Origin of the sequence: Pseudomonas sp. SCB32 (genome assembly GCF_009189165.1) — a bacterium.
Lineage (GTDB): Bacteria > Pseudomonadota > Gammaproteobacteria > Pseudomonadales > Pseudomonadaceae > Pseudomonas.
The window spans coordinates 5,241,915-5,268,906 of the sequence record NZ_CP045118.1; the positions used below are offsets into that span (position 1 = coordinate 5,241,915).

Here is a 26,992-nt window from a genome sequence, read left to right on the forward strand (position 1 = left end):
AGCAACGATCCGAGTCAAGGACGACGTTCCGAGTTCAGGGCCTGGACGGAAGGATAAAAGGCGCGGGAAAGACTGGCCAATCCATCCGGTATGCGCGGACCGAGCCCACCGACCAGAAGCGTCGGATCGAGGATCACAACCCGCCCCTTGCGCACCGCTCGGGTCGCCGCCAGGCCGGGGTTCTGTCGGATCAGCGCGGCACGCGCCTTGTCGCCATCCAGGCTGCGGTCGGCCAGTACCACTACCTGCGGGTCGAGCGCGGTCAATGCCTCGGTGGACAGGGCCTTGTAACCCTCGTGCGGGGCCAGGTTGTTACCGCCGGCATGTCGGACCAGCCAGTCACCGGAAGTGCCCTGTCCCGCCACCAACAGGCTTCCGCCAGCGTGTCCGACCAGCAGTACGACACCCGGCGCTGCCTGTGCAGCCTGGGCCTTCTTTATCCACACTCCCTGGGCCTTTACGCGCGCATTGAAGTCCGCCGCCGCCTTTTCCCCGCGCTCGGGTGTGCCGAGCAACTTGCCCAGGCGCAACAGGTTCTCGTGCAGGGCCTGCTCATCAGGCTTGGCCGAAAGCGTCTCAATCTGCACACCAGCCGCGAGCAGTTGCTGCAGCACCGGAGGCGGCCCCATCTCCTCGCTGCCGAGCAGCAGGTCCGGCTTCAGCGCGAGGATGCCCTCAGCAGCCAACTGGCGCTGGTAGCCGATCTTCGGCAAGGCCTGAAGGCTCGCCGGATGCAGGCTGGTGGTATCGACGCCGACCAACCTGCTCTCACCCCCCAGGGCCACCACCCATTCGCTCAAGGAGCCGCCGGCACTGACCCAGCGCTTGGGCAGGGTTTCAGCCGCCAGGCTGGAGGCCACCAGGCACAGGCCCGCAAACAGGCCGATCACCAAGGGACGTACAGTCATGATCGATCCTCAGCGCGCCGGGAAGGATTCAGCGAGCGAGCGCCACGCTTCAAGCTCTGGCACACCGGGTTTGCGTGCACCGAATACCTGGAGCACCAGCTCGCCTTCGGCATCGAAAGCTTCCCAACTGGTGATCACGCCATCGCTGCTGGGCTTGCGCACGCGCCACAGCTCGCGCACGCCGGAGGTCTTCAGGTGCAGGTTGAACTGCGGATCGAGGACGTTGAACCAGTCGTCCAGCCACTTCAGGCTGCCCACCGTCCCGGTGTGGATCTGAATGCAGTGGGCGTTGCCGACGAAGATCATGATCGGCAGGTGCCGCTCGCCAGCCACCTCCAACAGGCGCGGCAGCTCTTCAGTGTCCAGCGGCTCGGCCCATTCGCGACCGGCCAGGCGCAACGCCTGGGTGCGCTCGGCCTTGTGCTTCTTGAGCAGGGCATGGAAGTGGTGGGTGTCCTTCAGCGCGATCCATCCCTCGCGCAGCGCCGCCGCGTCGATCTGTTCATCCGCCAGCGCGGCCGCCTTCGGCGCGGGCTGCTGCAAATCCAGATGCTCGCTCTGTTCATCGGTGCGGAAGCGCTCCACCAGCGGAGCCCAGGCAGTCGCATCGCTTCTGTCGGTAAGGAATATCTTGTGCACCGCGCCGCCCTGGCGGTCGAAGACCTGGATACTGCGCTGGGTGCCGTGGGCGGTGTCTTCGCTGATGGCGAACACGCTGCCCCATCCGCCGAGGAACAGGCGCAGATCGATATCCGGGGATACCACCAGCCCCATCTGCCCATTGGCCGAGACCGTGACCTCGCGGTACGGCCCCTTGCGCTCATGCACGCAGTGCTCGTTGCGGGTCAGCGCCATGATCTCGCCAAGTTCGCCCAGCGCAGGTAACAGGGCCGCCCAGTCTGGACGCAGGCGCATGGCATCCACACCCAGCCGGCTGGCGATCAACTCGGCTTCGCTCACGTCCAGGCACTTCGCAGCATCGCGAGCGCGAAGACGCGGCTGTTCGGCGCGCAGGGCCTGCCAGGCGCGATACAGCTCGGGAACAGGCAGGGATGTCGGGCTCGGGGTAGTCATCACAGAATTCCTCGTTCGCAGGGAGACCCGCCGCGTCGTACGGCAGGGAGGAACTGTGCCACAATAGGCTCAAATATTGATAATAATTTGCATTTAGATTTGTCTACGGATAGGGTTTAGTGGAAGTTTCCCCCCGCCCGCCTTCGGTCCGCCGATCAGCACCACGAGCCTCAATCCGTCAACGATGTACGCAGCCTGGGGTATGATGTCGCCAGCGGCCGCGTCAGCAGCCACTCGGCCTGCCTTCCGATGCGGCCCCGGCATTACACCGACGAAACCGAGATCCCCCGTACAAGCCTGGCGGCTGCGGCCCGCCGGACCTGGACGACCGGGGCAAGCTCACCTCTGGCGTTGCCCTCTTCGAGAACAGCCTCCCCGGCCTCCTGCCCAGCCCGGCAGACATGCCGTGGCCAACCTGTTCTGCCCCGTCTTCAGCACAGGGACGTGCACCCTCTTCCGGTATCGCCATCCGCACGCGGATAATGCCCGCCCTGGATGGAGACCCCGGATGATCCTGCTCTGCTCCCCGCGTGATCTGGCTGAAGGCCAGAGCCGGGGCTTCAAGGCCGCCGGCCTGAATCTTTTCGTGGTGCGGCGCCAAGGTCGCCTCTACGCCTACCGCAACCTCTGCCCACACCGGGAAATCCCGCTGGGTAACGATGCGGAGGACTTCTTCGATGCCAGTGGCCGACTGTTGCAGTGCGGCCACCATGGGGCGTTGTTCCTGATCGAGACGGGCGAATGCATCCAGGGGCCGTGCCTGGGCGATGTGCTGGAGTCGCTGTCCTGTCACGAGGATGAGCAGGGGATCTGGCTGGACCTGTAGGAGCGTCTCATGGGCCCGCGCCTACAGCAGGACCCTGAGCGGTTGGCTGAGGCCGATTTCCTGCGTGTCGATCTGCGCCCCATAGGCCAGCACTTCCACCCCGGCGTTACGCGCATCCGCCAGCGCCGCCGCATAGGCCGGATCGATCTCCGCTGCCGGGCGTACGGCTTCGATGCCCGACAGGTTCACCGCATACAGCAGCACCGCGCGCATGCCCTCGCGCGCCAGCGCCGCGAGCTCACGCAGGTGCTTGGCGCCGCGCTGGGTAACCGCATCCGGAAAGGCGGCGACCGAGCTGTCGTCGAAACCCAGGGTCACGCTCTTCACCTCGACGTACACCGGCTTGCCGCCGAACATCAGGCGAAAATCGGCGCGGCTGTTTTCCTGCCCGTAGGCCACCTCTCGGCGCAGCTCATCGAAGCCGGCCAACTCGGCCACCGTACCGGCGAGCAGTGCTTCCTCCACCAGCCGGTTGGCGCGCCCGGTATTCACGCAGGCCAGCCGGCCCTGCGGGGTTTCCACCAGTTCCCAGGTGCCGGGCAGCTTGCGCTTGGGGTCGCTGGAGCGACTGAACCACACCCGGCAGCCTTCGCTCATGCAGTTGAGCATCGAGCCGGTGTTCGGGCAGTGGATGGTCAGGCGCTCCCCGCTGGCGGTCTCGATATCCGCCAGGAAGCGCTTGTAGCGTTTGACCAGGCGCGCTTCGATCAGGGCCGGCTCGAAGCGCATCAGGGACGCCAGCTTTTCAGGCCACGGGCGATCCGTTCAACGGCCTGCTGCAGACGCTCGACGCTCTGGGTGTAGGCGAAGCGCACATGGTGCGAAGCCTGGTAGCGGCCGAAGTCCACCCCCGGAGTGAAGGCAACGTGCTCGGTTTCGATGAAGTGCTGGCAGAACGCGTAGGCGTCGCCGCCGAAGGCGCTGATGTCCGCATACAGGTAGAAGGCACCTTCCGGCTCCACCGCAATGCCGAAGCCCAGCTCCCGCAGCGCGGGCAACAGGTAGTCGCGACGGCGGGCAAACTCGGCACGCCGCTCCTCGAAGATCGCCAGGGTCTGCGGCTCGAAGCAGGCCAGCGCGGCATGCTGGGCCATGCTCGGCGCACTGATGTAGAGGTTCTGCGCCAGTTTCTCCAGCTCACCGACGGCATCCAGCGGCGCCACCAGCCAGCCCAGTCGCCAGCCGGTCATGCCGAAATACTTGGAGAAGCTGTTTAGGACGAAGGCATCGTCATCCACTTCCAGCACGCTGGTGGCATCGGTGCCATAGGTCAGGCCGTGGTAGATCTCATCGACGACCAGATGGCCTCCGCGCGCCTTCAGCGTGGTGGACAGCGCGGCCAGTTCATCGCGGTGCAATACGGTACCCGTAGGATTCGCCGGCGATGCCGCCAGAGCGCCTACACTGTCATGATCCCAGTGCCGCTCGATGAGGTCGGGCGTGAGCTGGTAACGACTCTCAGGCCCCACGGGCACCAGCTGCGCGGCACCTTCGACCAGGCGCAGGAAGTGGCGATTGCACGGGTAGCCCGGGTCAGCCAGCAGCCAGTGCTTGCCCGGGTCCACCAGCAGGCTGCTGGCGAGCAGCAGCGCACCCGAGCCGCCGGGCGTGATGAGAATACGCTGCGGGTCGATCGACAGGCGATAGCGCTCGGCGTAGAAGCTGGCGATGGCCTCGCGCAGTGCCGGTATGCCCCGGGCGGCGGTATAGCGGGTATGCCCGCTGGCCAAGGCTGCCTGGCCCGCGGCAATGATCGGCGCGGCGGTGGTGAAGTCCGGCTCGCCGATTTCCAGGTGAATGACATCGTGGCCCGCCGCCTGCAACTCGTTGGCGCGTGCCAGCAGCGCCATGACGTGGAAGGGTTCGATGGCGCGACTGCGTGCACTGTAGGAAGTAGCCATAGGTTTTCCGAACTTTGCGACAAGGTGGCGATTCTAACAGGCCACCGAGCGGCACAGGTGGACTGCCGAAGACCGGTTGATCCACTTGGAAAACGCACGATTTGCTCATGAAAAGCGGAAATCGTGCAGGGGTTTGCATAAAACCCGACAGCAACACCTGTCGGGTCGGCGACCAGGTCGCCAGGTCGAGGGCGGGCAGCGCCAGGCTCGACAACCGGGAGTAGCTTCCCGGTTATCGTTCTGGTAAGTTCGCCCGCTTGCGAGCGCGGGGCCGGCAGTGCCGGAGAGGGACCATCCGCGAGAGGATTAGCGAGAGTGAGAGGCGGTCATCCATGCCCACCAAAGCAAAACAACAGAGCAGCCAACTGATTCGTGGCTTCGAGCCCTACCAGGAAACCAAGGGCGAGGAGTACATGAGTGATCGCATGCGCGCGCACTTCACCTCCATCCTCAACAAGTGGAAAGTTGAGCTGATGGAAGAAGTGGACCGCACCGTGCACCACATGCAGGACGAAGCGGCGAACTTCCCGGACCCGGCCGACCGCGCCAGCCAGGAAGAAGAGTTCAGCCTCGAACTGCGCGCCCGCGACCGCGAGCGCAAGCTGATCAAGAAGATCGACGAGACCCTGCAGCTGATCGAAGACAACGATTACGGCTGGTGCGATTCCTGCGGCGTCGAGATCGGCATCCGCCGTCTGGAAGCCCGCCCCACCGCCACCCTGTGCATCGACTGCAAGACCCTGGCGGAAATCAAGGAAAAGCAGCTGGGCTCCTGAGCCTGGTTGATCCCGAACGGGGCGCTGCGGCGCCCCGTTTCGTTTCCGCCTTCCAGAGAGCTGCCATCCAGCGTTCCTTATTTAGAGAGTCACCATGCCAGCCTCCCGCTACGTCGGACGCTTCGCCCCCACCCCCAGTGGCTACCTGCACTTCGGTTCACTGGTGGCCGCCGTCGCCTCCTACCTGGATGCGCGCGCCGTGGGCGGACGCTGGCTGGTACGCATGGAAGACCTCGACCCGCCCCGCGAGATGCCCGGCGCCCAGGCGGCCATCCTGGAAACCCTGGAGCGCTACGGCTTCGAATGGGACGGCCCGGTGGAGCGCCAAAGCGAGCGTGGTGATGCCTATGCAGCCCAGGTCGAACAATGGCTGCGCAGCGGCCTGGCCTACGCCTGTACCTGCTCGCGCAAGCAGCTCGATGGCAGCAATGGCATCTACCCCGGCACCTGCCGCGACGCCCAGCACGACTGGCACGGCGACGTCGCCATCCGCATCCGCGTGCCGGAGCTGGACTATCGCTTCAGCGACCGGCTTCAAGGCGAATTTCGCCAGCACCTGGGGCGCGAAGTCGGCGACTTCATCATCCGCCGTCGCGATGGGCTGTTCGCCTACCAACTGGCGGTAGTGCTGGACGATGCCTGGCAGGGTGTTACCGACATCGTCCGCGGCGCCGACCTGCTGGACAACACCCCGCGTCAGCTTTACCTGCAGGAACTGCTCGGCATCGCCGCACCGCGTTACCTGCATGTGCCACTGATCATCCAGCCCGACGGCCACAAGCTGGGCAAGTCCTACCGTTCGCCACCGCTTGCCACCGATCAGGCCGCCCCGCTGCTGGTGCGTGCGCTCAAGGCACTGGGCCAGAATCCGCCGACCGACCTGCTACAGGCCGCGCCGCGCGAAGTGCTCGCCTGGGGCATCGCGCACTGGGGTGCCAATGCCATCCCCCACAGCCTGACGCTGGAAGACGCACGCCTCTAGACTTGTACCTGTCCCCAGTGGCGGCCGGCTTGCCGGAGACTGTGCGCACAGGTAGCCTGCCCGCCGAACAAAGAGAGAGACGACATGTACATCTACCGACTGGTGTTGCTCCTGGTCGTGGGCATCTACCTGTTCTCACCGGCCATCATGGACTGGTGGATCGATCCCCACGGCGCCTGGTACCGCCCGTATCTGCTGTGGCTGATCCTGATCGTCGTCACCTTCATCCTGCAGAGCCAGCGCGATGCTGACGAGCTTTAGCCTTACCCAGCTGATCCTGATCAGCGCTTCCTACCTGATGGTTCTCTTCGGCGTCGCCTGGATCACCGAGCGCGGCTTCGTGCCGCGCAGACTGGTGCGCCACCCGCTGATCTACACCCTGTCGCTGGGCGTGTACGCCAGCGCCTGGGCCTTCTATGGCACGGTCGGGCTGGCCTACCAGTACGGCTACGGCTTCCTGGCGATCTACCTGGGCGTCTCCGGTGCCTTCCTGCTGGCGCCGGTGCTGCTCTATCCGATCCTGCGCATCACCCGCGCCTACCAGCTATCGTCGCTGGCCGACCTGTTCGCCTTCCGCTTCCGCAGCACCTGGGCCGGCGCGCTGACCACGGTGTTCATGCTGATTGGCGTGCTGCCGATGCTGGCGTTGCAGATCCAGGCGGTGACCGACTCGATCAGCATCCTCACCCGCGAGTCCGAACCCAACCGTGCGGCGCTGGCCTTCTGCGCGCTGATCACGCTGTTCGCCATCCTCTTCGGCGCGCGCCATATCGCCACTCGTGAGCGCCACGAAGGGCTGGTGATGGCGATCGCCTTCGAGTCGCTGGTGAAGTTGATCGCGCTCTGCTCCATCGGCCTGTTCGCCCTCTATGGTGTGTTCGGTGGGCCGGACGGTCTGGAAGTCTGGCTGCTGCAGAACCAGGAAGCCCTGAGCACCCTGCACACGCCGCTGGCCGAAGGGCCATGGCGCACGCTGCTGCTGGTGTTCTTCGCCTCGGCCATCGTCATGCCGCACATGTTCCACATGACCTTCACCGAGAACCTCAACCCGCGCGCGCTGCTCAGCGCAAGCTGGGGCCTGCCGCTGTTCCTGCTGCCGATGAGCCTGGCGGTACCGCCGATCCTCTGGGCCGGCCTGCACCTGGGTGCCTCGACCAACCCGGAATACTTCACCCTTGGCCTGGGCATCTCGGTGGACAGCCCGGCCCTGGCGCTGACCGCCTTCGTCGGCGGCATCTCCGCCGCCAGCGGCCTGATCATCGTGATGACCCTGGCGCTCTCGGGCATGGTGCTCAACCACTTGGTGCTGCCGCTCTATCAGCCACCGGCCGAAGGCAACATCTACCGCTGGCTGAAGTGGACCCGCCGTGCGCTGATCGCCGCGATCATCATGGCCGGCTATGCCTTCTACCTGCTGCTGGGCGCCGAGCAGGACCTGTCGAACCTGGGCATTGTCTCCTTCGTCGCCACCTTGCAGTTCCTTCCCGGCGCGCTGGCCGTGCTCTACTGGCCGACCGCCAACCGTCGCGGCTTCATCGCGGGTCTCGTGGCGGGCATGCTGGTGTGGGGTCTGACCATGCTCACCCCGCTGGTGGCGAACCTGCAAAGCGTCTACGTGCCGCTGCTCGATTCGCTGTATGTACTCGACGACACCACCTGGCACCTCGCGGCGCTGGCTTCGCTGGCCGCCAACGTACTGGTGTTCACCCTGGTCTCACTGTTCACCGAAGCCAGCGATGAAGAGAAAGGCGCCGCCGAAGCCTGCGCCGTCGATAACGTTCGCCGTCCGCAACGCCGCGAGCTGATCGCCGTTTCCCCGCAGGAGTTCGCCAGCCAGCTGGCCAAGCCGCTGGGTGCCAAGACCGCGCAGCGCGAGGTGGAACAAGCCCTGCGCGACCTGCACCTGCCCTTCGACGAACGCCGCCCCTATGCCCTGCGCCGCCTGCGCGACCGCATCGAGGCCAACCTCTCCGGCCTGATGGGGCCGAGCGTGGCGCAGGACATGGTGGAAACCTTCCTGCCCTACAAGGCCAGCAGCGAAAGCTACGTCACCGAGGACATCCACTTCATCGAGAGCCGCCTGGAGGACTACCACTCCCGGCTCACCGGCCTCGCCGCCGAGCTGGATACCCTGCGCCGCTACCACCGCCAGACCCTGCAGGACCTGCCGATGGGTGTGTGCTCGCTGGCCAAGGACCAGGAAATCCTCATGTGGAACCGCGCCATCGAGGACCTCACCGGAGTCAGCGCACAACGCGTGGTCGGCTCGCGCCTGGCCGCCCTGCCCGAACCCTGGAAGGGCCTGCTGGAAGGCTTCATCGATGCACCGGACGAGCACCTGCACAAGCAGCGCCTGTCCATCGAGGGCCAGACCCGCTGGCTGAACCTGCACAAGGCAGCGATCGAGGAGCCCCTCGCACCCGGTAACAGTGGTCTGGTGCTGCTGGTGGAAGACCTCACCGAAACCCAGTCCCTGGAAGACAAGCTGATCCACTCCGAGCGCCTGGCCTCCATCGGCCGCCTGGCTGCCGGCGTCGCCCACGAGATCGGCAACCCGATCACCGGCATTGCCTGCCTTGCGCAGAACCTGCGCGAAGAGCGCGAAGGCGACAGCGAGCTGACCGAAATCAGCGGACAGATCCTCGAGCAGACCAAGCGCGTGTCGCGCATCGTGCAATCACTGATGAGCTTCGCCCATGCCGGCGGCAAGCAGGTGGCCGCCGAGCCGGTGTGCCTGGCCGACGTCGCCCAGGAAGCCATCGGCCTGCTGTCGCTGAACCGGCGCAGCGTCGACGTGCAGTTCTTCAACCTGTGCGATCCGGCACACTGGGTCGAAGGCGACTCCCAGCGTCTGGCCCAGGTCCTGATCAACCTGCTCTCCAACGCCCGCGACGCCTCGCCACCCAACGGCGCGATCCGGGTACGCACCGAAGCGTCGGAGCAGACCATCGACCTGATCGTCGAGGACGAAGGCAGCGGAATTCCCAAGTCGATCATCGAGCGCCTGTTCGAGCCTTTCTTCACGACCAAGGACCCCGGCAAGGGGACCGGTCTGGGCCTCGCGCTGGTCTATTCGATCGTGGAAGAGCATTATGGGCAAATCACCATAGACAGCCCGGCTGACCCCGAACGCGAATGCGGCACCCGCATCAGCGTTACTTTGCCGCGGCATCCTGGCCCGACGGCCGAGCAGTAAACGAGCACGTCGAGAGAGCTGAATACATGGCACATATCCTCATCGTCGAAGACGAAACCATCATCCGTTCCGCCCTGCGACGGCTGCTCGAGCGGAACCAGTATCAGGTCAGCGAAGCTGGCTCGGTGCAGGAGGCCCAGGAGCGTTACAGCATCCCGACGTTCGACATGATCGTCAGCGATCTGCGCCTGCCAGGCGCGCCGGGCACCGAACTGATCAAGCTGGCCCAGGGCACCCCGGTGCTGATCATGACCAGCTACGCCAGCCTGCGCTCGGCGGTCGACTCGATGAAGATGGGCGCGGTGGACTACATCGCCAAGCCCTTCGACCACGACGAAATGCTCCAGGCCGTGGCGCGCATCCTCAAGGATCGCCAGGAAAACCGTAATGCTCCCGCCGAAGCCCGCGGTAACGCCAAGGCGGCCGAACGTAGCAGTGCGGGTAACACCGCCCCGGCGGATGGCGAGATCGGCATCATCGGCTCCTGCCCTCCCATGCAGGAGCTCTACACCAAGATCCGCAAGGTCGCGCCCACCGATTCCAATGTGCTGATCCAGGGTGAGTCCGGTACCGGCAAGGAACTGGTCGCCCGCGCCCTGCACAACCTGTCCAAGCGCACCAAGGCTCCGCTGATCTCGGTGAACTGCGCGGCGATCCCGGAAACCCTGATCGAGTCCGAACTGTTCGGCCACGAGAAGGGCGCGTTCACCGGCGCCAGCGCCGGCCGCGCGGGCCTGGTGGAAGCCGCCGACGGCGGCACCCTGTTCCTCGACGAGATCGGCGAGCTGCCGCTGGAAGCCCAGGCGCGCCTGCTACGCGTGCTGCAGGAAGGCGAAATCCGCCGGGTTGGCTCGGTGCAGTCGCAGAAGGTGGATGTGCGCCTGATCGCGGCAACCCACCGCGACCTGAAGATGCTGGCCAAGACCGGGCAGTTCCGTGAAGACCTTTATTACCGCCTGCACGTCATCTCGCTGAAGCTGCCGCCCCTGCGTGAGCGTGGCGTGGACGTAATGGAGATCGCACGCGCCTTCCTGGCGCGGCAGTGCTCCCAGATGGGGCGCCCAGCATTGAGCTTCTCCCACGAGGCTGAACAGGCCATCCGCCACTACCCATGGCCGGGTAACGTGCGCGAGCTGGAGAACGCCATCGAGCGCGCAGTGATTCTCAGCGAAGGACAGGAGATTCCCGCCGACCTGCTGGGCATCGACATCGAGCTGGACGATCTGGAAGACGACTTCGTGGAGGATCTCGAGGCTCGCCCGACCAACGGCAACGCCAGCAACCACGAGCCCACCGAGGATCTTTCGCTGGAAGACTACTTCCAGCATTTCGTCCTCGAGCACCAGGATCACATGACCGAAACCGAGCTGGCCCGCAAGCTGGGCATCAGTCGCAAATGCCTGTGGGAACGTCGCCAGCGCCTGGGCATCCCGCGCCGCAAATCCGGTGCATCGGCCGACTCGTAGGACGTTTCACACTGTTACCGGAGACATGCTCCGTAACAAAAGCCGGGTTCATCGGTAACGGGAACCCGGCTTTTTTGTGCCTGCCGCTCTGGGGGCAATCCTCGCAAACCCTTGAAAAATAAGGATTTGCAAAAGTTGGCACGGCATCTGCTTTGTTATTGGCACAACAACAATAACAAGCACGACAACTCAAAATAAGAACAAGACGAAACGACTCCAGCACAACAAAAACAAAATCGCGGAGGCGCAGCTAACTGATTCTTTTGGAGAAGAGTAGCCGTCGGGACCAGTCCCGCAACCAGTCAGAGAAGAATAAAACTGCTTGAAGGCAGCACGAGGACTGGTTGGATCGCAAGATCATCGCTTACTCAGCGACCAAAGCAATCCGTTTGCTATTGGATCCCCTCATGGGGAGCATCCCCGAAGCAACTGGCTTCGAGGGACGGGTCAACAAACAAAAACAACAAGCCCGGCATCATAATAAAAACAAAGCACGCACCTATTTGGGGGGGAGCCTCGGCTCCCCCAGTAGCTTTCGCTACACTCTATCCCCTTCTCCCCGCAAGTCCTTTTTCCCTCTTTTCTTCATCATCCCACCCCACGATGCTAGAATCGCCGCGGCGCAGACGGCACTCGATTTACTGCCATTTGTTTCCAGGCAGCAGAATACGTCCGGCATCCGCTCAAAAAGCCCAGACCACGGGGCTGACCGGAACCTGCATTGGCTACCCTACATTCATTCCCCGATAGTGCACACATGCTGAAAAAGCTGATCCAGTCCATCCGATCCCCACTGCGCCGTCCGCGCGCCGTCCGCACTACCCCGGAAGTCATCGGCAACCATCAGCATTCTCTGCGGCGGGATCAGTTCAGCAGGAACGCGGTGAATGTCGTGGAGCGCCTGACCAAGGCCGGCTACCAGGCTTACATCGTCGGCGGTGGCGTACGTGATCCGCTGCTGGGCATCGCGCCGAAGGACTTCGACGTCGCCACCAGCGCAACGCCAGAACAGGTCCGCGCCGAGTTCCGCAACGCACGGGTGATCGGTCGCCGCTTCAAGCTGGTCCACGTTCACTTCGGCCGCGAGATCATCGAGGTCGCAACCTTCCGTGCCAACCACCCGCAGACCGATGACGACGGCGACAGCGCCCAGGCCTCGCGCAACGAGGCCGGCCGCATCCTGCGCGACAACGTCTATGGCACGCTGGAAGATGACGCCCAGCGCCGCGACTTCACCATCAACGCCCTGTATTTCGATGTCACCGGCGAGCGCATCCTCGATTACGCCCACGGCGTGCATGACATCCGCAACCGCCTGGTGCGCCTGATCGGCGATCCCGAGCAGCGTTACCTCGAAGACCCGGTGCGCATGCTGCGAGCCGTACGCTTCGCCGCCAAGCTGGACTTCGAGATCGAGAAGCACAGCGCCGCGCCGATCCGCCGCCTGGCGCACCTGCTCAATGAAATCCCGTCCGCGCGCCTGTTCGATGAAGTACTCAAGCTGTTCCTGAGCGGCAAGGCCGAGCGAACCTTCGAGCTGCTCAACGAGTACGACCTGTTCGCACCGCTGTTCCCAGCCAGCGCCAAGGCGCTGAAAGCGGACCCGGAATACGCCGGCAAGCTGATGCGCCAGGCCCTGGCCAACACCGACGAACGCATCCGCATGGGCAAGCCGGTTACCCCGGCCTTCCTGTTCGCCGCGCTGCTCTGGCCCGCCCTGCCCGCGCGCGCACTGAAGCTGCAGGAGCGCGGCATGCCGCCGATCCCTGCGATTCAGGAAGCCGCCCACGAGCTGATCATCGAGCAGTGCAAGCGCACCGCGGTACCCAAGCGTTTCACCATCCCGATCCGCGAGATCTGGGACATGCAGGAACGCCTGCCACGCCGCCAGGGCAAGAAGGCCGACCTGCTGCTGGAAAACCCGCGTTTCCGCGCCGGCTACGACTTCCTCCTGCTGCGCGAGAGCGCCGGCGAGGAAACCGGCGGCCTGGGCGACTGGTGGACCGACTACCAGGATGCCAGCGATGGCGAACGCCGCGGGATGATCCGCGATCTCTCCAGCCAGGAAGAAAGCAGCGGCGCGCCGCGCAAGCGCCGTCGTGGCGGCGCCAATCGCCGTCGCCGTGGGCCGCGTAACGGCGGTGAAGGCGCCGGTAACGAATGAGCGAGCGCGTCTACATCGGACTCGGCAGCAACCTTGCCGAGCCGCGTCAGCAACTCGAAGCGGCGCTGAGGACCCTGCAGCAGCTGCCGGCGACTACGCTCGCCGGCATCTCTCCCCTCTATGCGAGTGACCCGTTGGGCCCGCCGGACCAACCGCGCTACGTCAATGCCGTGGCGGCGCTGGATACCGAGCTGGCGCCGCTGGCGCTGCTCGACGCCCTGCAGGCCATCGAACTGGAACAGGGACGCGTACGCAAGGATGAGCGCTGGGGCCCGCGCACGCTGGACCTCGATATCCTGCTGTTCGGCGACCGCCTGATCGACGAGCCGCGCCTGCGTGTACCGCATTACCACATGCACGCCCGCGCCTTCGTGCTCTATCCATTGGCGGACCTCGCCCCGCAGTTGCAGCTGCCCAATGGCCAGACGCTGCCCGACCTGCTCGCCGCCTGTCCGTTCTCCGGCCTGGAGCGGCTCTCCTGAGGCATCCTGCGCCCCATGTGGGGTGCAGTGGCAGTAACGCCGTAACAGTCCGGTAACACCTGCAATTGACTTCGGTCCGCCCCATCCGGACTATAGGTGCCCGTTTGCCCCTGCCCGGCGCAGAACTGAGGACACTTTCATGCCTGATGTCACCCTGACCACCCTGCAAGGTCTCAAGCAAAGCGGCGAAAAGATCGCGATGCTGACTGCCTATGACGCTACTTTCGCGCACGTTGCCAGCCAGGCCGGCGCCGAAGTGCTGCTGATCGGTGACTCCCTGGGCATGGTGCTGCAAGGACACGACAGCACGCTCCCGGTCACCATCGAGGACATGGCCTACCACACCGCCGCCGTGAAGCGCGGCAACAAGGGTGCTCTGATCCTCACCGACCTGCCGTTCGAATCGGGTACCTCCCTGGACCGCCTGCTGCGCGACTCGGTAACGGTCATGCAGGCCGGCGCCCACATGGTCAAGCTCGAAGGCGGCGCCTGGCTCGCCGAGCCCATCGTGCGCCTGGCCCAGCTCGGCATCCCGGTATGCGCCCACCTGGGCCTGACCCCACAATCGGTCAACCTGTTCGGTGGTTTCAAGGTCCAGGGCCGCCAGGAAAACCAGGCCCGCCAACTGCGCGCCGACGCCATTGCCCTGGAGCAGGCCGGCGCCGCCATGCTGCTGTTGGAATGCGTTCCTTCGGCGCTGGCCCAGGAAATCAGCGAAGCGGTGAAGATTCCGGTGATCGGCATCGGTGCCGGTGCTGGCACCGACGGCCAGGTCCTGGTGATGCACGACATGCTCGGGCTTTCGCTGACCGGCCGCTCGCCGAAGTTCGTGAAGAACTTCATGGAGGGCCAACCGGATATCGCATCGGCCATGGCCGCCTACGTCAAGGCCGTGAAAGACGGCTCCTTCCCCGGCCCGGAACACGGATTCGCCTCATGAACACGGTAAAGACAGTCCGCGAGCTGCGCGCCGCGGTGGCCCGCGCTCGCGGTGAAGGCAAGCGCATTGCCCTGGTCCCGACCATGGGCAACCTGCATGCCGGCCATGCCGCCCTGGTGACCAAGGCCAGCCAGCGCGCCGATTTCGTCGTCGCCAGCATCTTCGTCAACCCGCTGCAGTTCGGCCCCAGCGAAGACCTGGACAAGTACCCGCGTACCCTCGCCGCGGACCAGGAGAAGCTGCTGAACGCCGGCTGCCACCTGCTGTTCGCGCCGACCGTCGAGGAGATGTATCCCGACGGCATGGACGACCAGACCCGACTGCACGTGACCGGCGTTTCCGAAGGCCTGTGCGGCGGTAGCCGTCCGGGCCATTTCGACGGCGTCGCCACGGTGGTGTGCAAGCTGTTCAATATGGTTCAGCCGGACATGGCGCTGTTCGGCGAAAAGGACTTCCAGCAGCTGGCCGTGATCCGCAAGCTGGTGCGCGACCTGAACCTGCCAATCCAGATCTTCGGCGAGCCTACCGTGCGTGCCGAAGACGGCCTGGCACTGTCCTCGCGCAATGGCTACCTCACCGATGACCAGCGTGCCATTGCCCCAGTCCTGCAGCGCACGCTCAAGCAACTGGCCGAGCGTATCCGCCAGGGCGAACGCGACTTCCCCGCACTACTCGCGGAAGGACACCAGCAGATCGAGCAGGCCGGCCTGCGCATCGATTACCTGGAAATCCGCGAATCCGCCGGGCTGCGTCCCGCCACGGCAGACGATCATCAGTTGGTTATCCTGGTCGCCGCCTTCCTCGGCACCACCCGACTGATCGACAACCTGGCCTTCCACATCGACTGACTCCCCGCACGACTGCCGAAAGTCGCTCAAGGCCGCACCAGCCGCGGCCTTGAGCGACTTTCGGCGCTCGGGCATACTCGCACCGCACTCCCGTCCCCAGAAAAAGAGGAGCCACGCCATGCAGAGCATCATGCTCAAAGCCAAACTGCACCGCGCTGAAGTCACTCACGCCGTGCTCGACTATGAAGGCTCCTGCGCCATCGACGGCGAATGGCTCGATCTCGCGGGCATCCGCGAGTATGAACAGATCCAGATCTACAACGTCGACAACGGCGAACGCTTCACCACCTACGCCATCCGTGGCGAGGAAGGTTCGCGAATGATTTCGGTCAATGGCGCCGCCGCCCACAAGGCCAAGATGGGTGACCGGGTGATCATCTGTGCGTACGCTCAATTCAGCGACGCAGAGCTTGAGGGATATAAGCCGCGCATGCTGTACATGGCGCCCGGCAACGAACTCAGCCATACCAGCAACGCCATCCCGGTTCAGCTTGCCTGACCCAGAAAATCCCGGAACCACCGGGCTTCTTTCAAGGTCGAGAGCACAGGCTCAAAACACGCACGTCACACCCCCGAAGGTACGTCATGGAACACCATCTCACTCCCCTGGATGCCACTCGACTGGCGAGCTGGCAGGCATTGGCCGCCCACCGTCAGGAACTGCAGAGCTTCACCATGCGCGAAGCCTTCGCCCAGGACCCGGAGCGATTCAAGCGTTTCTCCCTCAGCGCCTGCGGCCTGTTCCTGGATTTCTCGAAGAACCTGATCCGCCAGGACACCCTCGACCTGCTGGTGAAGCTCGCGGAAGAGGCCAAGCTGGGCGAAGCCATCCAGTCGATGTTCCGTGGTGACGTGATCAACGCCTCCGAGCGCCGCCCGGTACTGCATACCGCGCTGCGCCGCCCCATCGGCGACAAGGTGCTGGTGGATGGCAAGGATGTGATGCCCGAGGTGCACCGCGTGCTGCACCAGATGACCGAGCTGGTCTCCGCCGTGCACAACGGCCTGTGGCGCGGCTACACCGAGAAGCCCATCACCGACGTGGTGAACATCGGCATCGGCGGCTCCTTCCTCGGCCCGCAGCTGGTTTCCGAGGCGCTGCTGCCCTTCGCCCAGAAAGGCGTACGTTGCCACTACCTGGCGAACATCGACGGCAGCGAATTCCGCGAGATGACAGCCAAGCTCAATGCCGAGACCACGCTGTTCATCGTCTCGTCCAAGTCCTTCAGCACCCTGGAAACCCTGAAGAACGCACAGGCCGCCCGTGCCTGGTACCTGGCTCAGGGCGGCAGCGAGTCGGAGCTGTACCGCCATTTCATCGCGGTCTCCAGCAATAAGGAGGCGGCCGCCGCCTTTGGCATCCGTCCGGAAAACGTCTTCCCCATGTGGGACTGGGTCGGCGGCCGCTATTCGCTGTGGTCGGCCATCGGCCTGCCGATCGCCATGTCGGTGGGGATCAACAACTTCAAGGAACTGCTGTCCGGCGCCTATAGCATGGACCAGCACTTCCTCACCGCCCCCTTCGAGCGCAACATTCCCGTGCTGTTGGGCCTGCTCGGGGTCTGGTATGGCGACTTCTGGGGCGCTCGCAGCCACGCGATCCTGCCTTACGACTACTACTTGCGGAACATCACCGACCACCTGCAGCAGCTGGACATGGAGTCCAACGGCAAGAGTGTGCGTCAGGACGGCACCCCGGTTTCCGCCGGTACCGGCCCGGTGATCTGGGGCGGCGTCGGCTGCAACGGCCAACACGCCTACCACCAGCTGCTGCATCAGGGCACTCATTTGATTCCGGCGGACTTCATTGTCCCCGTTTCCAGCTACAACCCGGTGGCCGACCACCACCAATGGCTCTACGCGAACTGTCTGTCGCAGAGCCAGGCCTTGATGATCGGCAAGAGCCGCGCCGAAGCCGAGGCCGAACTGCGCGCCAAGGGCCTGGACGAGGCGGAAGTGCAGCGTCTGGCACCACACAAGGTGATTCCGGGCAATCGTCCGAGCAACACTCTGGTGCTGGAGCGCATCAGTGCCCGTCGCCTGGGCGCGCTGATCGCCATGTACGAGCACAAGGTCTATGTGCAGAGCATCCTCTGGGGCATCAACGCCTTCGACCAATGGGGTGTGGAGCTGGGCAAGGAGCTGGGCAAGGCAGTCTACGGTCGTCTGGTCGGCAGCGAGGAAAGTTGCGCAGAAGACGGCTCCACCCAGGGCCTGATCGACTTCTTCCGCGGCCGTCACCGCGGCTGATGGCGATGCGGACGGATGCGCCAGCGCGCATCCGTCCAGGCCGCCTGATCCCTGACTACCGGCAGAAGCGCTGCCGATACTCTCCCGGCGTCACACCCAGCGCCTGCACGAAGGCGCGCCGCAGGTTGTACTCGCTGCCGAATCCCGTGTGTTGCGCCACCCGCTTGAGCGATGACTCCCCGTTGTCCAGCAACTGGCTGGCTTTCTCCAGACGCAGCTGCAACAACAGCTTGGCCGGCGTCATGCCCATTTCCACCTGGCAATGCCGGTGCAGGGTGCGCGATGACATCGCCAGGTGTGCCGCCATCTCCTCCACGCCCACTACCTGCGCCAGCCGCTCGTGGAGCCATTTCACCAGTTGCTCCATCTGGCCACCCGCCGGAGCCTGCTGTGCAAGCAGTTCCGCGCTGAATTGACGCTGCCCGCCGGGACGCCGCAGGTACATCACCAGTCCGCGGGCAACGCGCAGGGACAGTTCACGGCCGTGATCTTCCTCCACCAGGCTCAGGCACAGGTCCATGCCGGCGGTAACACCCGCGGAGCTGTAGAACTTGTCGTCGCGAACGAACAATGCGTCGGGTAACACCTCTAGCCCGGGGAACAGCCGCTGCAGCAACTCCGCGTAACGCCAGTGAGTGACCACTGGCTTTCGCTCCAGCAATCCGGCCTGCGCCAGCAGGAATGCACCCGTACACACCGATGCGCAACGCGCAGCGAGGGGCGCGGCCTGCGCCAGCCAGCGGGCAATCCCGCCCTGCTGCATCGCTGCCTGCACACCGTGACCGCCAACGACCAGCAATGTGCAGCCCGCCACCTCCGCCGGTTCCGGTAATGGTCGGGCGGCCAGCTCCAGACCAGTACTGGATCGAACCAGCCCGCCGGCCGGCGAAACCGCTTCCAGTCGATACGCCGGCCTGACCGAAGGCGACAGATGCTCATCGACCGAGGCGAATACATCCGCCGGGCCAGTGGCATCCAGCAACTGGAAGTCGGGGAAGACCAGCAGAAGTACTCGATGTGGGGCACCCATCGGAGAATCTCGTGGAGAGCGACTGGCAGATATTCACCCATCAACGTCAGAAGTGACAGTCGGGCAGCCGGCAGGCTGGAAATCCCATCTCGGAGATCGCCATGCGAGCCACCCTGCTTTCGCTGATCCTGCTGTTCTTGAGCACTGACCTTCCTGCAGCAGAGGAAGCCCTTCCCCACTACCAGCCACGCCCGGGCCATGAGCGCCCGGTAATCGCCGTCATCGCCCAGAACCGCATGACCGAACTGGTGGACTACGTCGTGCCACTGGGCGTCCTGCGCCGCTCCGGCGCGGCCGAGGTATTGGCGTTATCGACAGACCCGGGCACGGTGCACTTGATGCCGGCGCTGAAGCTCCAACCGCAGGCCACCGTGGAAGCCTTCAGCAAGCGTTACCCACAGGGCGCCGACTACCTGATCGTCCCCGCCGTGCATGACAGCGAAGACGCCGCGCTGCTTGCCTTCATCCGGGACCAGGCGGCGAAGGGCGCCACCGTCATCGGCATCTGCGACGGCGTGCTGGTGCTCGCTCACGCCGGCCTGCTAAAGGGTCGACGAGCCACCGGACACTGGTATTCGCGCAACCAGCGGCTTAACGACTTTCCCGACGTCCATTGGCAGGAAAACCGTCGCTACGTGATCGACGCCAAGGTCATGAGCACCTCCGGCGTCACCGCCGCGTTGCCGGCCTCCCTGGCACTGGTGGAGGCCATTGCCGGAACGGCCAGGGCAGCCGCGCTGGCGCAGGACCTTGGGGTGGCGGACTGGTCGCCCCGGCACGACAGCCAACGTTTCACGCTCGGTGCCGAGGGCTATCTGACTGCCGCCGGCAACTACCTCGCACTCTGGCGCCACGAGCGCTTCGCCCTGCCGCTGCCGGCAGGCTTCGACGAAGTGAGCCTGGCGATGCACGTGGATGCCTGGGCACGCACCTTCCGCACCGAGGTGCTGGTCAAAGCTGCGGAGCCCGTCTCCAGTGCCAGCGGCCTGGTGTTCCTCCCGGACGCTATGCAGGGCCTGCCCAGGCTCCCCTTGCCCGTCGGCAATGCCGTGCAGAGCCTGGAACACACACTCGACGACATCGCCTGCCGCTATGGCCAGTCCACGCGCCAACTGGTCACCGCTCAACTGGAGTACACCTCGCCTGAACGATCCGTCGCGCAGGCGCGTCGAAACTGCATGCTCAACCCTTGAACCCGCCAGGCCTTGGATGCACCCTTGTGGGCATCTCGCCTCACACAACAACAAGGATTCCCCATGTACGAGATCAGCCTTCACCCCGTTCCGGAGGCCGTACGCCAGCGTGCCTACCTCGACAACGACGCCTACCAGCGCCTGTACCGGCAGTCGGTGGACCAACCGGAAGCCTTCTGGGGCGAACAGGCCAAGGCCTTCCTCGACTGGTTCAAACCCTGGAACTCGGTCCACCACGGCGACCTCGCCCGCGGCCAGGCGAGCTGGTTCAAGGGTGGCCAGCTCAATGTCACCTACAACTGCATCGACCGCCATCTGGAGACCCGTGGCGAACAGATTGCGATCATCTGGGAAGGCGACAACCCGACCGAATCCGCGCACATCACCTACCGCAAGCTGTACAGCCATGTCTGCCGCCTGGCCAACGTGCTCAAGAGCCGTGGCGTGGAAAAAGGCGATCGGGTGTGCATCTACATGCCGATGATCCCCGAGGCCGCCTACGCGATGCTGGCCTGTGCGCGGATCGGCGCAATCCATTCGGTGGTGTTCGGCGGTTTCTCCCCCGATGCCCTGCGCGACCGCATCCTCGATGCCGACTGCCGCGTCGTGATCACCGCAGACGAAGGCGTGCGCGGCGGCAAATACGTGCCGCTGAAGAAGAACGTAGAGACGGCCCTGCAGGACTGCCCGAACGTTTCCAGCGTGGTCGTGGTCGAGCGCACCCAGGGCGAGATTCCCTGGGTCGAAGGTCGCGACATCTGGTACCACGAGGCCCTGCGCGGCGCCAGCGAAGACTGCGCGCCGGAGCCGATGGACGCGGAAGACCCGCTGTTCATCCTCTACACCTCCGGCTCCACCGGAAAACCCAAGGGCGTGCTGCACACCACCGGCGGCTACCTGCTGGGCGCGGCGATGACCCACAAGTACGTGTTCGACTACCACGACGGCGACATCTACTGGTGCACTGCGGACGTGGGCTGGGTCACCGGCCACAGCTACATCGTCTACGGCCCGCTGGCCAACGGCGCCACCACCCTGATGTTCGAGGGCGTGCCGAACTACCCGGACGCCTCGCGCTTCTGGCAGGTGATCGACAAGCACCAGGTGAACATTTTCTACACCGCCCCCACCGCCATCCGCGCGCTGATGCGCGAAGGCGAGGAGCCGGTCAGGAAGACCTCGCGCAGCAGCCTGCGGCTGCTCGGCTCGGTGGGCGAGCCGATCAACCCGGAAGCCTGGGAGTGGTACTACCACGTGGTCGGCGAAACACGCTGCCCCATCGTCGATACCTGGTGGCAGACCGAGACCGGCTGCATCCTGATCACTCCGCTGCCGGGAGCCACTGCACTCAAACCCGGCTCGGCGACCCGACCGTTCTTCGGCGTACAGCCGGTTCTGCTCGATGAGCAGGGCAAGGAAATCGAAGGTCCCGGCTCTGGCGTCCTGGCCATCAAGGCCAGCTGGCCGAGCCAGATCCGCAGCGTCTATGGCGACCACCAGCGGATGATCGACACCTACTTCAAGCCCTACCCCGGCTACTACTTCACCGGCGACGGCGCGCGCCGCGACGAGGACGGCTACTACTGGATCACCGGCCGCGTGGATGATGTGATCAACGTATCCGGCCACCGCATCGGCACCGCCGAGGTGGAAAGCGCGCTGGTGCTGCACGACTCGGTGGCCGAGGCCGCGGTGGTGGGCTATCCGCACGACCTCAAGGGCCAGGGGATCTACGCCTTCGTCACACCGATGAATGGCATCCAGCCCAGCGATGCGCTCAAGCAGGAGCTGCTGGGGCTGGTGAGCAAGGAAATCGGCAGCTTCGCCAAGCCGGAGATGATCCAGTGGGCGCCAGGCCTGCCCAAGACCCGCTCGGGCAAGATCATGCGACGCATCCTGCGCAAGATCGCCTGTAACGAACTGGAGAACCTCGGTGACACCTCCACACTGGCCGACCCGAGCGTGGTGCAGGGGCTCATCGACAACCGCCTGAATCGTTGATCCTGCTGCTGGCCCCGGGCGCAAGCCGTTAGGTATAACCTACTGACCTGACGTCCTTGCCCCGAGGCCTGTTCGCCGCAATGGAAACCGTTCGCCGCCATATCGAAAGCCAGGTGCTCAGCCTGACCGGCCTTGCCCTGGGCGGGGTCGACTTCGAGTCGCCCAAGGGTGATCCGGGCCTGTTCGGTCCGGACTCGATCTGCTGGAAAGTCCACGGCGATTTCAGCTCGATGCTGATCGGCGGCATCACCGCCTTGCTCCTGCAGATGCTGCACCCCGGCGCCCTGGGCGGCGTCTGGGATCACTCCAACTTCCGCACCGACATGCTCGGCCGCCTGCGCCGCACCGGGCAATTCATCTCCGCCACCACCTATGGTTCGCGGGCGGATGCGGACAGACTCATCGAGCGCGTACGGCACATCCATGACAACGTTCATGGGACGCTCCCCGATGGCACCCACTATTCGGCCAACGATCCTGACCTGCTCACCTGGGTCCATGTGGCCGAAGTCAGCAGCTTCCTCGCCTCTCACCTGCGCTATCTGAACCCGGAATTGTCCGGGCAAGAGCAGGACCGCTACTACGACGAGATCGCCCTGATAGCCGAGCGCCTGGGCGCGCGCAACGTACCTCGTTCGCGCCAGCAGGTGGCTGACTACCTGCAGAGTGTCCGTCCGCAGTTGCGCTACGACGAGCGTACCCGGGAAGTCGTGCAGGTACTGTTCAACGCGCCGGCCCCCAGCTTCCTGGCCAGGCCTTTCGGAGCCCTGATGATGCGCGCTGGCGTCGATCTGCTGCCGGAGTGGGCCGCCGAGCAGCTCGGTCTGAGCCTGGGCACTGTGCAGCGGCAGCTGATCCGCTCCAGTGTCAGGCGCAGCGTGCCACTGTTGCGTTGGGCCGTGCGCAACGGCTCGCTGCACCGGGCCCGTCGGCGCATGGGCTTACCTCCGCTGCGCGGACCCGGACCTTCATAGGCAGAGTTCCCCATGTCCGGCAAGTCTCTGCTCCCGCGCTCCACAGCGAGGAATCGATCCTTGACTGCGAGCAAGCTTTTCGCCGCGAGCTTAGGATTTTTCCGTGGGACGCGGAACATTTGGTCTATCTTCAAGCTCAATTCGCCGAAATGGCCACACTCAGGAAGTGAAATATGAAGAAGCGTGTCGTGCTGATCGAAGATCACCCAGCGATGCGTTTGGCGATCCGCTCATTGCTCGGGCAGGATTCGCAGTTCGAAGTCGTTCGTGAAGCCGCCGACGGTCATGGTGGCCTGGATGCCGTGCGCAAGGAGCGTCCGGATCTGGTGATCCTCGACCTCAACCTGCCTGGCATGGACGGTCTTGACCTGCTCGCGCGCCTCCACATCTTCGATGAGAACATCCGCCTGCTGGTGCTCAGCTCCCAGGACGAGCGGCTGTATTCGAGCAAGGTGGAGGCGGCCGGAGCGCATGGCTTCGTCAGCAAAAACAATGACACCAGCGCCATTCTCAACGCAGCGCGCATGCTGGTTTCCGGCTATCGCTGCTTCCCGGAGAAATCGCTCAACATTGCCAGCCATAGCGACCCCGTCGCCAGCCTCACCCCGCGTGAGTTGGTCGTGCTGCGCAGCCTGGTGCGAGGCATGAGCAACAAGGACATCGCCGAGGAACTGTTCCTCAGCCAGAAGACCGTCAGCACCTACAAGACCCGCATCCTGGAAAAGCTCAACCTGGAAAGCGTGGTGGACCTGGTCGAGTTCGCCCGCACCCATCGCCTCAATGACTGATTCGCGCACAAACAGCGCCCGGTAGGGCATTCGTGTGATCGCAAACGCTCAGCCGTGCCATACTTCAACGGCACGTCACGACGGAAACGACACCCGCCATGCCCAAAGGATTGATACGCGCAATCGGCGCACTGTTGCTGCTTTTCCTCTTCTACTGCCTGCTGGGCTTCCTGATCCTTCCCGGGGTTGCCCTGCGTGTGGTCAATCAGCAGTTGGCCCAGTACGCAAAGGTTCCGGCTCACCTTGAGCGCATCGAGCTCAATCCGTTCAGTCTCGAACTGACCCTGTGGGGACTTCAGTTGGGCCAGAGCGGCGACGAGCAGGTGCGCTTCAAGCGTCTGTACGTCAACCTGGAATCCGACAGCCTGTGGAAGCGCCACCTGCACCTCGCCGACGTCGAGCTGGAGGCACCGCACACGGAGCTGCTGTTCGCCGAAAACGGCACGTTGAACCTGACCCAGCTGTTCAAGCTGCCGCCGAGCCAGCCCACTCCAGCGCAGGAGGAGCCCAGCCACCCCTTCCCCTTGCTGATCGACCATATCCGCCTGGCCGAGGGTAGCCTGCACTTCCGCGACAGTCGCCCGAGCGAGCCGGTCGAATTCCTCTTCAACCCGATGAATTTCGAGCTGAACCACCTCAGCACGCTGCCTGACAACGATGCCAAGGCCAATCTGGTGGCGATCGGCCCCAATGGCGGAAAGCTCGACTGGGAGGGCGACCTGAGCCTGGTGCCCCTGGCCTCCAAGGGCAACTTCTCGCTCCAGGGCGTTCCCCTCAAGGCATGGTGGCCCTACGTGCGGGACAACACGCCGCTGAACCTGGAGAGCGGCACGCTCGGCGTCTCTTCCGACTACCATCTGGATCTTTCCAAGGGCACTGAGCTGCTGCTCGACAAGGCTGCCGTGAACCTGCGCGATCTCAGCCTGAAATCGCCAGACGGCAGGCCGCTGGCCAAGCTGACCAGCCTGGACGTCGCCGAAACCAGCCTGGACCTGACCAAGCGTGAAGTCGTGGTCGGGCAGATCCACAGCCAGGGCCTGGAAGCCTGGGCCGCGCGGGAAAAAGACGGGCAACTGGACTGGCAGAAACTGTTCGCCGACTTCCACCCCTACAAGCGTCCGCAGGAACCAGCTCCCCAGACTGAAACGGTGCCGCCGGCCCAGAACACCGAGCAGCCCGCAGCTGCCAAGGCAACAGCACCTGACACGGAAAAGCCGGCAGCAAGCACCACCAAGGCGCCGGAGAAAACCACCCCGGCCACTGCACAGAATTCGCCGGTTCCGGCAGTAGCTACCACTCCTGCCAAGCCTGCCGCCGGACCAGAAAAGGCCTGGCACGTGGTGCTGCGCGACACCCAATTGCGTGGCTACAAGGCCCACCTGGCCGATCGCGCGCCGGCCAAGCCGGTCGCGCTGGAGATCGGTCCGCTTGACCTGGATCTGCAGAACCTTGACAGCCGGCTCACCTCTCCCTTGCAACTCAAGCTCAAGACAGGCCTGGGCCAGCGCGGGCAGGTCGAGGCCAGCGGCCAGGTCAACCTCAGCCCGGTCAACGCCAAGCTGAAAGTCGCCACCCGCGACATCGACCTGCGCGTAGCCCAGGCCTATATCGATCCGTTCATTCGCCTGGAGCTACGCAGTGGTTTCCTTGCCAGCGACCTCAACGTCGACCTGAAGGGTACCGAGCCACTGGCCTTCGGCATCGATGGCAGCGCTCAGGTGACCCAGTTGCACACGCTGGACACCATCAAGAACCGTGACTTCGTCAAATGGACCAAACTCACGCTGGACGGCCTCGCCTACCGCCACGGCGACAGCCTGGCGATTCAGAGCGTGTCGATCGAAGAGCCCTACACCCGCTTCATCATCAACGAAGACCGTACCACCAACGTCAGCGAGCTGATCATCCCGCAGCCCGCCACGGCCACGGCCACGGCCACGGCCAACAAGCCCAGCAGCGCAAGCTCCTCTGGCGGCAAGCCGATGGGCATCCACATCGGCGGCATAAAGGTGAACAACGGCTCGGCCAACTTCGCCGACCTGACCCTGCGTCCGGACTTCGCCACCGCCATCCAGCAACTGACCGGGGAAATCGGCACCCTCGACAACCGCAACCCGCAGCCGGCCACGGTGGACATCAAGGGCAAGGTCGACAAGTACGCCCCCGTCACCATCAAAGGCAGCCTGAACCCCTTCTCGCCGCTGGAGAAGCTGGACATCGCCACCAGCTTCAAGCGCGTCGAACTGACCACCCTGACGCCCTACTCCGGCAAGTTCGCCGGCTACCGCATCCGCAAGGGCCGGCTGAACCTGGACCTGCACTACCAGATCACCCAGGGCAAGCTCAAAGCCGAGAACAAGGTGCTGGTGGAGCACCTGCAACTGGGTGAGAAAGTCGACAGCCCGGACGCCGTGGACCTGCCGGTGAAGCTGGCGGTAGCCCTGCTCAAGGACAGCAATGGCAACATCGATATCCAACTGCCAGTGGAAGGCGACCTGAACAACCCGCAGTTCAGCGTCATGCCCATCGTCTGGCAAACCCTGCGCAACCTGGTGATTCGCGCGGTTCAGGCGCCCTTCAAATTCATCGCGGGCCTCGCCGGCGGCGAAGGTCCTGATCTGGGCAGCGTGACGTTCGCCCCGGGCTCCAGCGAGCTGGATTCCGATGCCCAGGCCAACCTGGATAAACTGACCGACGCGCTCAAGCAACGCCCGGCGCTCAAGCTCGAGGTCGAAGGCGTCAGCGCGGCCAGCAGCGATGGCCCACCGCTGGCCAGGAAGCGCCTGCTGGAGGAGTACCGCAAGAACTACTACAGCATGCTGCAACGTCGCGGCGAGAAGGTGCCCAGCGACGCCAGCAAGCTGGAGGTACCGGAGGATGTGCAACCCGCCTTGCTGGAAGGGATCTACCGCACCCGCTTGAAGAAGCAACCGCCGGATGAATGGAAGGACTTGAGCCAGGCCGACCGCACAGTGAAGCTGGAACAGGCGGTATTGGCCTCCTGGAGTGACAGCCAGCTGCTATTGCGCAAGCTCGGCCAGGAGCGCGCCACGCAGATCAAGGATTATCTGGTGTCCAAGGGCGGCCTCAGCGATGACCGCGTCTACCTGATCGACGTCAGCCTCGGCGAGGCGGAGAATGGTGGCAACGTAGCCACCCAGCTCCACCTGGACAGTGAATGAGGACTCGCACC

General features: G+C 64.5%; 23 protein-coding genes. 18 read left to right on the forward strand and 5 right to left on the reverse strand.

What is annotated here, in order from left to right; genetic code table 11:
- Positions 1-14: 14 nt before the first annotated feature.
- Both GA645_RS23970 and GA645_RS23975 read right to left on the reverse strand, forming a co-directional pair.
- Positions 15-908 (reverse strand): hemin ABC transporter substrate-binding protein, encoded by an 894-nt coding sequence (locus tag GA645_RS23970; RefSeq protein WP_152226109.1) that lies wholly within the window; start codon positions 906-908, stop codon positions 15-17.
- Between the two features lie 9 nt (positions 909-917).
- Entirely contained in the window at positions 918-1,985 is a 1,068-nt protein-coding gene (locus GA645_RS23975) for a hemin-degrading factor (RefSeq protein ID WP_152226111.1), read from the reverse strand.
- Positions 1,986-2,490: 505 nt separating this feature from the next.
- Here GA645_RS23975 and GA645_RS23980 point away from each other — a divergent pair.
- Positions 2,491-2,808 carry a Rieske 2Fe-2S domain-containing protein gene (locus GA645_RS23980; protein ID WP_152226113.1) on the forward strand — a complete coding sequence of 106 codons (318 nt, stop codon included), beginning with the start codon at positions 2,491-2,493 and terminating at the stop codon, positions 2,806-2,808.
- 21 nt (positions 2,809-2,829) lie between these two features.
- Here GA645_RS23980 and sfsA read toward each other — a convergent pair whose 3' ends face one another.
- Both sfsA and GA645_RS23990 read right to left on the reverse strand, forming a co-directional pair.
- A complete protein-coding gene (gene sfsA, locus GA645_RS23985) occupies positions 2,830-3,537 on the reverse strand; it encodes a DNA/RNA nuclease SfsA (RefSeq protein WP_152226115.1) in 708 nt (235 codons plus the stop codon).
- The gene (locus GA645_RS23990) at positions 3,537-4,709 is read right to left on the reverse strand and encodes a pyridoxal phosphate-dependent aminotransferase (protein WP_152226117.1); all 1,173 of its coding nucleotides are present in this window, start codon (positions 4,707-4,709) and stop codon (positions 3,537-3,539) included. Before GA645_RS23990 ends, sfsA begins: the two co-directional genes overlap by 1 nt.
- 332 nt (positions 4,710-5,041) lie before the next feature.
- Between GA645_RS23990 and dksA the strand changes: the two genes are divergently transcribed.
- The 12 genes from dksA to pgi all read left to right on the forward strand — a co-directional run bounded on the left by dksA (position 5,042) and on the right by pgi (position 17,813).
- Positions 5,042-5,485: an RNA polymerase-binding protein DksA gene (gene dksA, locus GA645_RS23995; RefSeq protein ID WP_015478905.1), complete on the forward strand. Its 444-nt coding sequence runs from the start codon at positions 5,042-5,044 to the stop codon at positions 5,483-5,485.
- Between the two features lie 94 nt (positions 5,486-5,579).
- The gene (gene gluQRS, locus GA645_RS24000; RefSeq protein ID WP_152226119.1) at positions 5,580-6,467 is read left to right on the forward strand and encodes a tRNA glutamyl-Q(34) synthetase GluQRS; all 888 of its coding nucleotides are present in this window, start codon (positions 5,580-5,582) and stop codon (positions 6,465-6,467) included.
- A gap of 84 nt (positions 6,468-6,551) precedes the next feature.
- On the forward strand, positions 6,552-6,728 hold the full coding sequence (locus GA645_RS24005) for a hypothetical protein (RefSeq protein ID WP_015478907.1): 177 nt from the start codon (positions 6,552-6,554) through the stop codon (positions 6,726-6,728).
- Positions 6,712-9,663 carry a sensor histidine kinase gene (locus tag GA645_RS24010; protein ID WP_152226121.1) on the forward strand — a complete coding sequence of 984 codons (2,952 nt, stop codon included), beginning with the start codon at positions 6,712-6,714 and terminating at the stop codon, positions 9,661-9,663. Before GA645_RS24005 ends, GA645_RS24010 begins: the two co-directional genes overlap by 17 nt.
- A 26-nt stretch (positions 9,664-9,689) precedes the next feature.
- Positions 9,690-11,129, forward strand: a complete 1,440-nt coding sequence (locus tag GA645_RS24015; protein WP_152226123.1) for a sigma-54 dependent transcriptional regulator — start codon at positions 9,690-9,692, stop codon at positions 11,127-11,129.
- A 344-nt stretch (positions 11,130-11,473) separates the two neighbouring features.
- Entirely contained in the window at positions 11,474-11,893 is a 420-nt protein-coding gene (locus GA645_RS24020; RefSeq protein WP_152226125.1) for a hypothetical protein, read from the forward strand.
- Positions 11,887-13,293, forward strand: coding sequence for a polynucleotide adenylyltransferase PcnB (locus GA645_RS24025; RefSeq protein WP_152226128.1), 1,407 nt, complete (start codon positions 11,887-11,889; stop codon positions 13,291-13,293). Before GA645_RS24020 ends, GA645_RS24025 begins: the two co-directional genes overlap by 7 nt.
- A complete protein-coding gene (gene folK / locus GA645_RS24030) occupies positions 13,290-13,775 on the forward strand; it encodes a 2-amino-4-hydroxy-6-hydroxymethyldihydropteridine diphosphokinase (protein WP_152226130.1) in 486 nt (161 codons plus the stop codon). The genes GA645_RS24025 and folK overlap by 4 nt, the downstream gene beginning before the upstream one ends.
- A 139-nt stretch (positions 13,776-13,914) precedes the next feature.
- Entirely contained in the window at positions 13,915-14,715 is an 801-nt protein-coding gene (panB, locus tag GA645_RS24035) for a 3-methyl-2-oxobutanoate hydroxymethyltransferase (RefSeq protein ID WP_152226132.1), read from the forward strand.
- Positions 14,712-15,563, forward strand: a complete 852-nt coding sequence (gene panC, locus GA645_RS24040) for a pantoate--beta-alanine ligase (RefSeq protein ID WP_152226135.1) — start codon at positions 14,712-14,714, stop codon at positions 15,561-15,563. The genes panB and panC overlap by 4 nt, the downstream gene beginning before the upstream one ends.
- 118 nt (positions 15,564-15,681) lie before the next feature.
- Positions 15,682-16,062, forward strand: a complete 381-nt coding sequence (gene panD / locus GA645_RS24045; RefSeq protein WP_152226137.1) for an aspartate 1-decarboxylase — start codon at positions 15,682-15,684, stop codon at positions 16,060-16,062.
- Positions 16,063-16,148: 86 nt separating this feature from the next.
- The gene (gene pgi / locus GA645_RS24050; protein ID WP_152226139.1) at positions 16,149-17,813 is read left to right on the forward strand and encodes a glucose-6-phosphate isomerase; all 1,665 of its coding nucleotides are present in this window, start codon (positions 16,149-16,151) and stop codon (positions 17,811-17,813) included.
- Positions 17,814-17,868: 55 nt separating this feature from the next.
- Here pgi and GA645_RS24055 read toward each other — a convergent pair whose 3' ends face one another.
- Positions 17,869-18,843 (reverse strand): GlxA family transcriptional regulator, encoded by a 975-nt coding sequence (locus GA645_RS24055; protein WP_152226141.1) that lies wholly within the window; start codon positions 18,841-18,843, stop codon positions 17,869-17,871.
- A gap of 101 nt (positions 18,844-18,944) precedes the next feature.
- On the opposite strand from GA645_RS24055, the gene GA645_RS24060 reads away from it, so the two are divergent.
- The 5 genes from GA645_RS24060 (at position 18,945) to GA645_RS24080 (ending at position 26,981) form a co-directional block, all read left to right on the forward strand.
- Positions 18,945-20,036 (forward strand): DJ-1/PfpI family protein, encoded by a 1,092-nt coding sequence (locus GA645_RS24060; RefSeq protein ID WP_152226143.1) that lies wholly within the window; start codon positions 18,945-18,947, stop codon positions 20,034-20,036.
- 63 nt (positions 20,037-20,099) lie between these two features.
- On the forward strand, positions 20,100-22,037 hold the full coding sequence (gene acs / locus GA645_RS24065) for an acetate--CoA ligase (RefSeq protein WP_152226144.1): 1,938 nt from the start codon (positions 20,100-20,102) through the stop codon (positions 22,035-22,037).
- Between the two features lie 80 nt (positions 22,038-22,117).
- A complete protein-coding gene (locus tag GA645_RS24070) occupies positions 22,118-23,011 on the forward strand; it encodes an oxygenase MpaB family protein (protein WP_152226146.1) in 894 nt (297 codons plus the stop codon).
- 173 nt (positions 23,012-23,184) lie between these two features.
- A complete protein-coding gene (locus GA645_RS24075) occupies positions 23,185-23,799 on the forward strand; it encodes a response regulator transcription factor (protein ID WP_152226148.1) in 615 nt (204 codons plus the stop codon).
- A gap of 98 nt (positions 23,800-23,897) precedes the next feature.
- Entirely contained in the window at positions 23,898-26,981 is a 3,084-nt protein-coding gene (locus GA645_RS24080; protein ID WP_152226150.1) for a DUF748 domain-containing protein, read from the forward strand.
- Positions 26,982-26,992 lie beyond the last annotated feature (11 nt).

What these genes read in the sequence shown, in the direction of transcription:
- GA645_RS24005 (WP_015478907.1), top strand. Translation starts at nt 6,552, where the DNA reads ATGTACATCTACCGACTGGTGTTGCTCCTGGTCGTGGGCATCTACCTG.
- GA645_RS24025 (WP_152226128.1), top strand. Translation starts at nt 11,887, where the DNA reads ATGCTGAAAAAGCTGATCCAGTCCATCCGATCCCCACTGCGCCGTCCG.
- GA645_RS24070 (WP_152226146.1), top strand. Translation starts at nt 22,118, where the DNA reads ATGGAAACCGTTCGCCGCCATATCGAAAGCCAGGTGCTCAGCCTGACC.
- GA645_RS24015 (WP_152226123.1), top strand. Translation starts at nt 9,690, where the DNA reads ATGGCACATATCCTCATCGTCGAAGACGAAACCATCATCCGTTCCGCC.
- GA645_RS23980 (WP_152226113.1), top strand. Translation starts at nt 2,491, where the DNA reads ATGATCCTGCTCTGCTCCCCGCGTGATCTGGCTGAAGGCCAGAGCCGG.
- acs (WP_152226144.1), top strand. Translation starts at nt 20,100, where the DNA reads ATGTACGAGATCAGCCTTCACCCCGTTCCGGAGGCCGTACGCCAGCGT.
- dksA (WP_015478905.1), top strand. Translation starts at nt 5,042, where the DNA reads ATGCCCACCAAAGCAAAACAACAGAGCAGCCAACTGATTCGTGGCTTC.
- folK (WP_152226130.1), top strand. Translation starts at nt 13,290, where the DNA reads ATGAGCGAGCGCGTCTACATCGGACTCGGCAGCAACCTTGCCGAGCCG.
- GA645_RS24060 (WP_152226143.1), top strand. Translation starts at nt 18,945, where the DNA reads ATGCGAGCCACCCTGCTTTCGCTGATCCTGCTGTTCTTGAGCACTGAC.
- panC (WP_152226135.1), top strand. Translation starts at nt 14,712, where the DNA reads ATGAACACGGTAAAGACAGTCCGCGAGCTGCGCGCCGCGGTGGCCCGC.
- sfsA (WP_152226115.1), bottom strand. Translation starts at nt 3,537, where the DNA reads ATGCGCTTCGAGCCGGCCCTGATCGAAGCGCGCCTGGTCAAACGCTAC.
- panD (WP_152226137.1), top strand. Translation starts at nt 15,682, where the DNA reads ATGCAGAGCATCATGCTCAAAGCCAAACTGCACCGCGCTGAAGTCACT.
- GA645_RS24055 (WP_152226141.1), bottom strand. Translation starts at nt 18,843, where the DNA reads ATGGGTGCCCCACATCGAGTACTTCTGCTGGTCTTCCCCGACTTCCAG.
- panB (WP_152226132.1), top strand. Translation starts at nt 13,915, where the DNA reads ATGCCTGATGTCACCCTGACCACCCTGCAAGGTCTCAAGCAAAGCGGC.
- gluQRS (WP_152226119.1), top strand. Translation starts at nt 5,580, where the DNA reads ATGCCAGCCTCCCGCTACGTCGGACGCTTCGCCCCCACCCCCAGTGGC.
- GA645_RS24075 (WP_152226148.1), top strand. Translation starts at nt 23,185, where the DNA reads ATGAAGAAGCGTGTCGTGCTGATCGAAGATCACCCAGCGATGCGTTTG.
- GA645_RS24010 (WP_152226121.1), top strand. Translation starts at nt 6,712, where the DNA reads ATGCTGACGAGCTTTAGCCTTACCCAGCTGATCCTGATCAGCGCTTCC.
- GA645_RS24080 (WP_152226150.1), top strand. Translation starts at nt 23,898, where the DNA reads ATGCCCAAAGGATTGATACGCGCAATCGGCGCACTGTTGCTGCTTTTC.
- GA645_RS23970 (WP_152226109.1), bottom strand. Translation starts at nt 908, where the DNA reads ATGACTGTACGTCCCTTGGTGATCGGCCTGTTTGCGGGCCTGTGCCTG.
- pgi (WP_152226139.1), top strand. Translation starts at nt 16,149, where the DNA reads ATGGAACACCATCTCACTCCCCTGGATGCCACTCGACTGGCGAGCTGG.
- GA645_RS23990 (WP_152226117.1), bottom strand. Translation starts at nt 4,709, where the DNA reads ATGGCTACTTCCTACAGTGCACGCAGTCGCGCCATCGAACCCTTCCAC.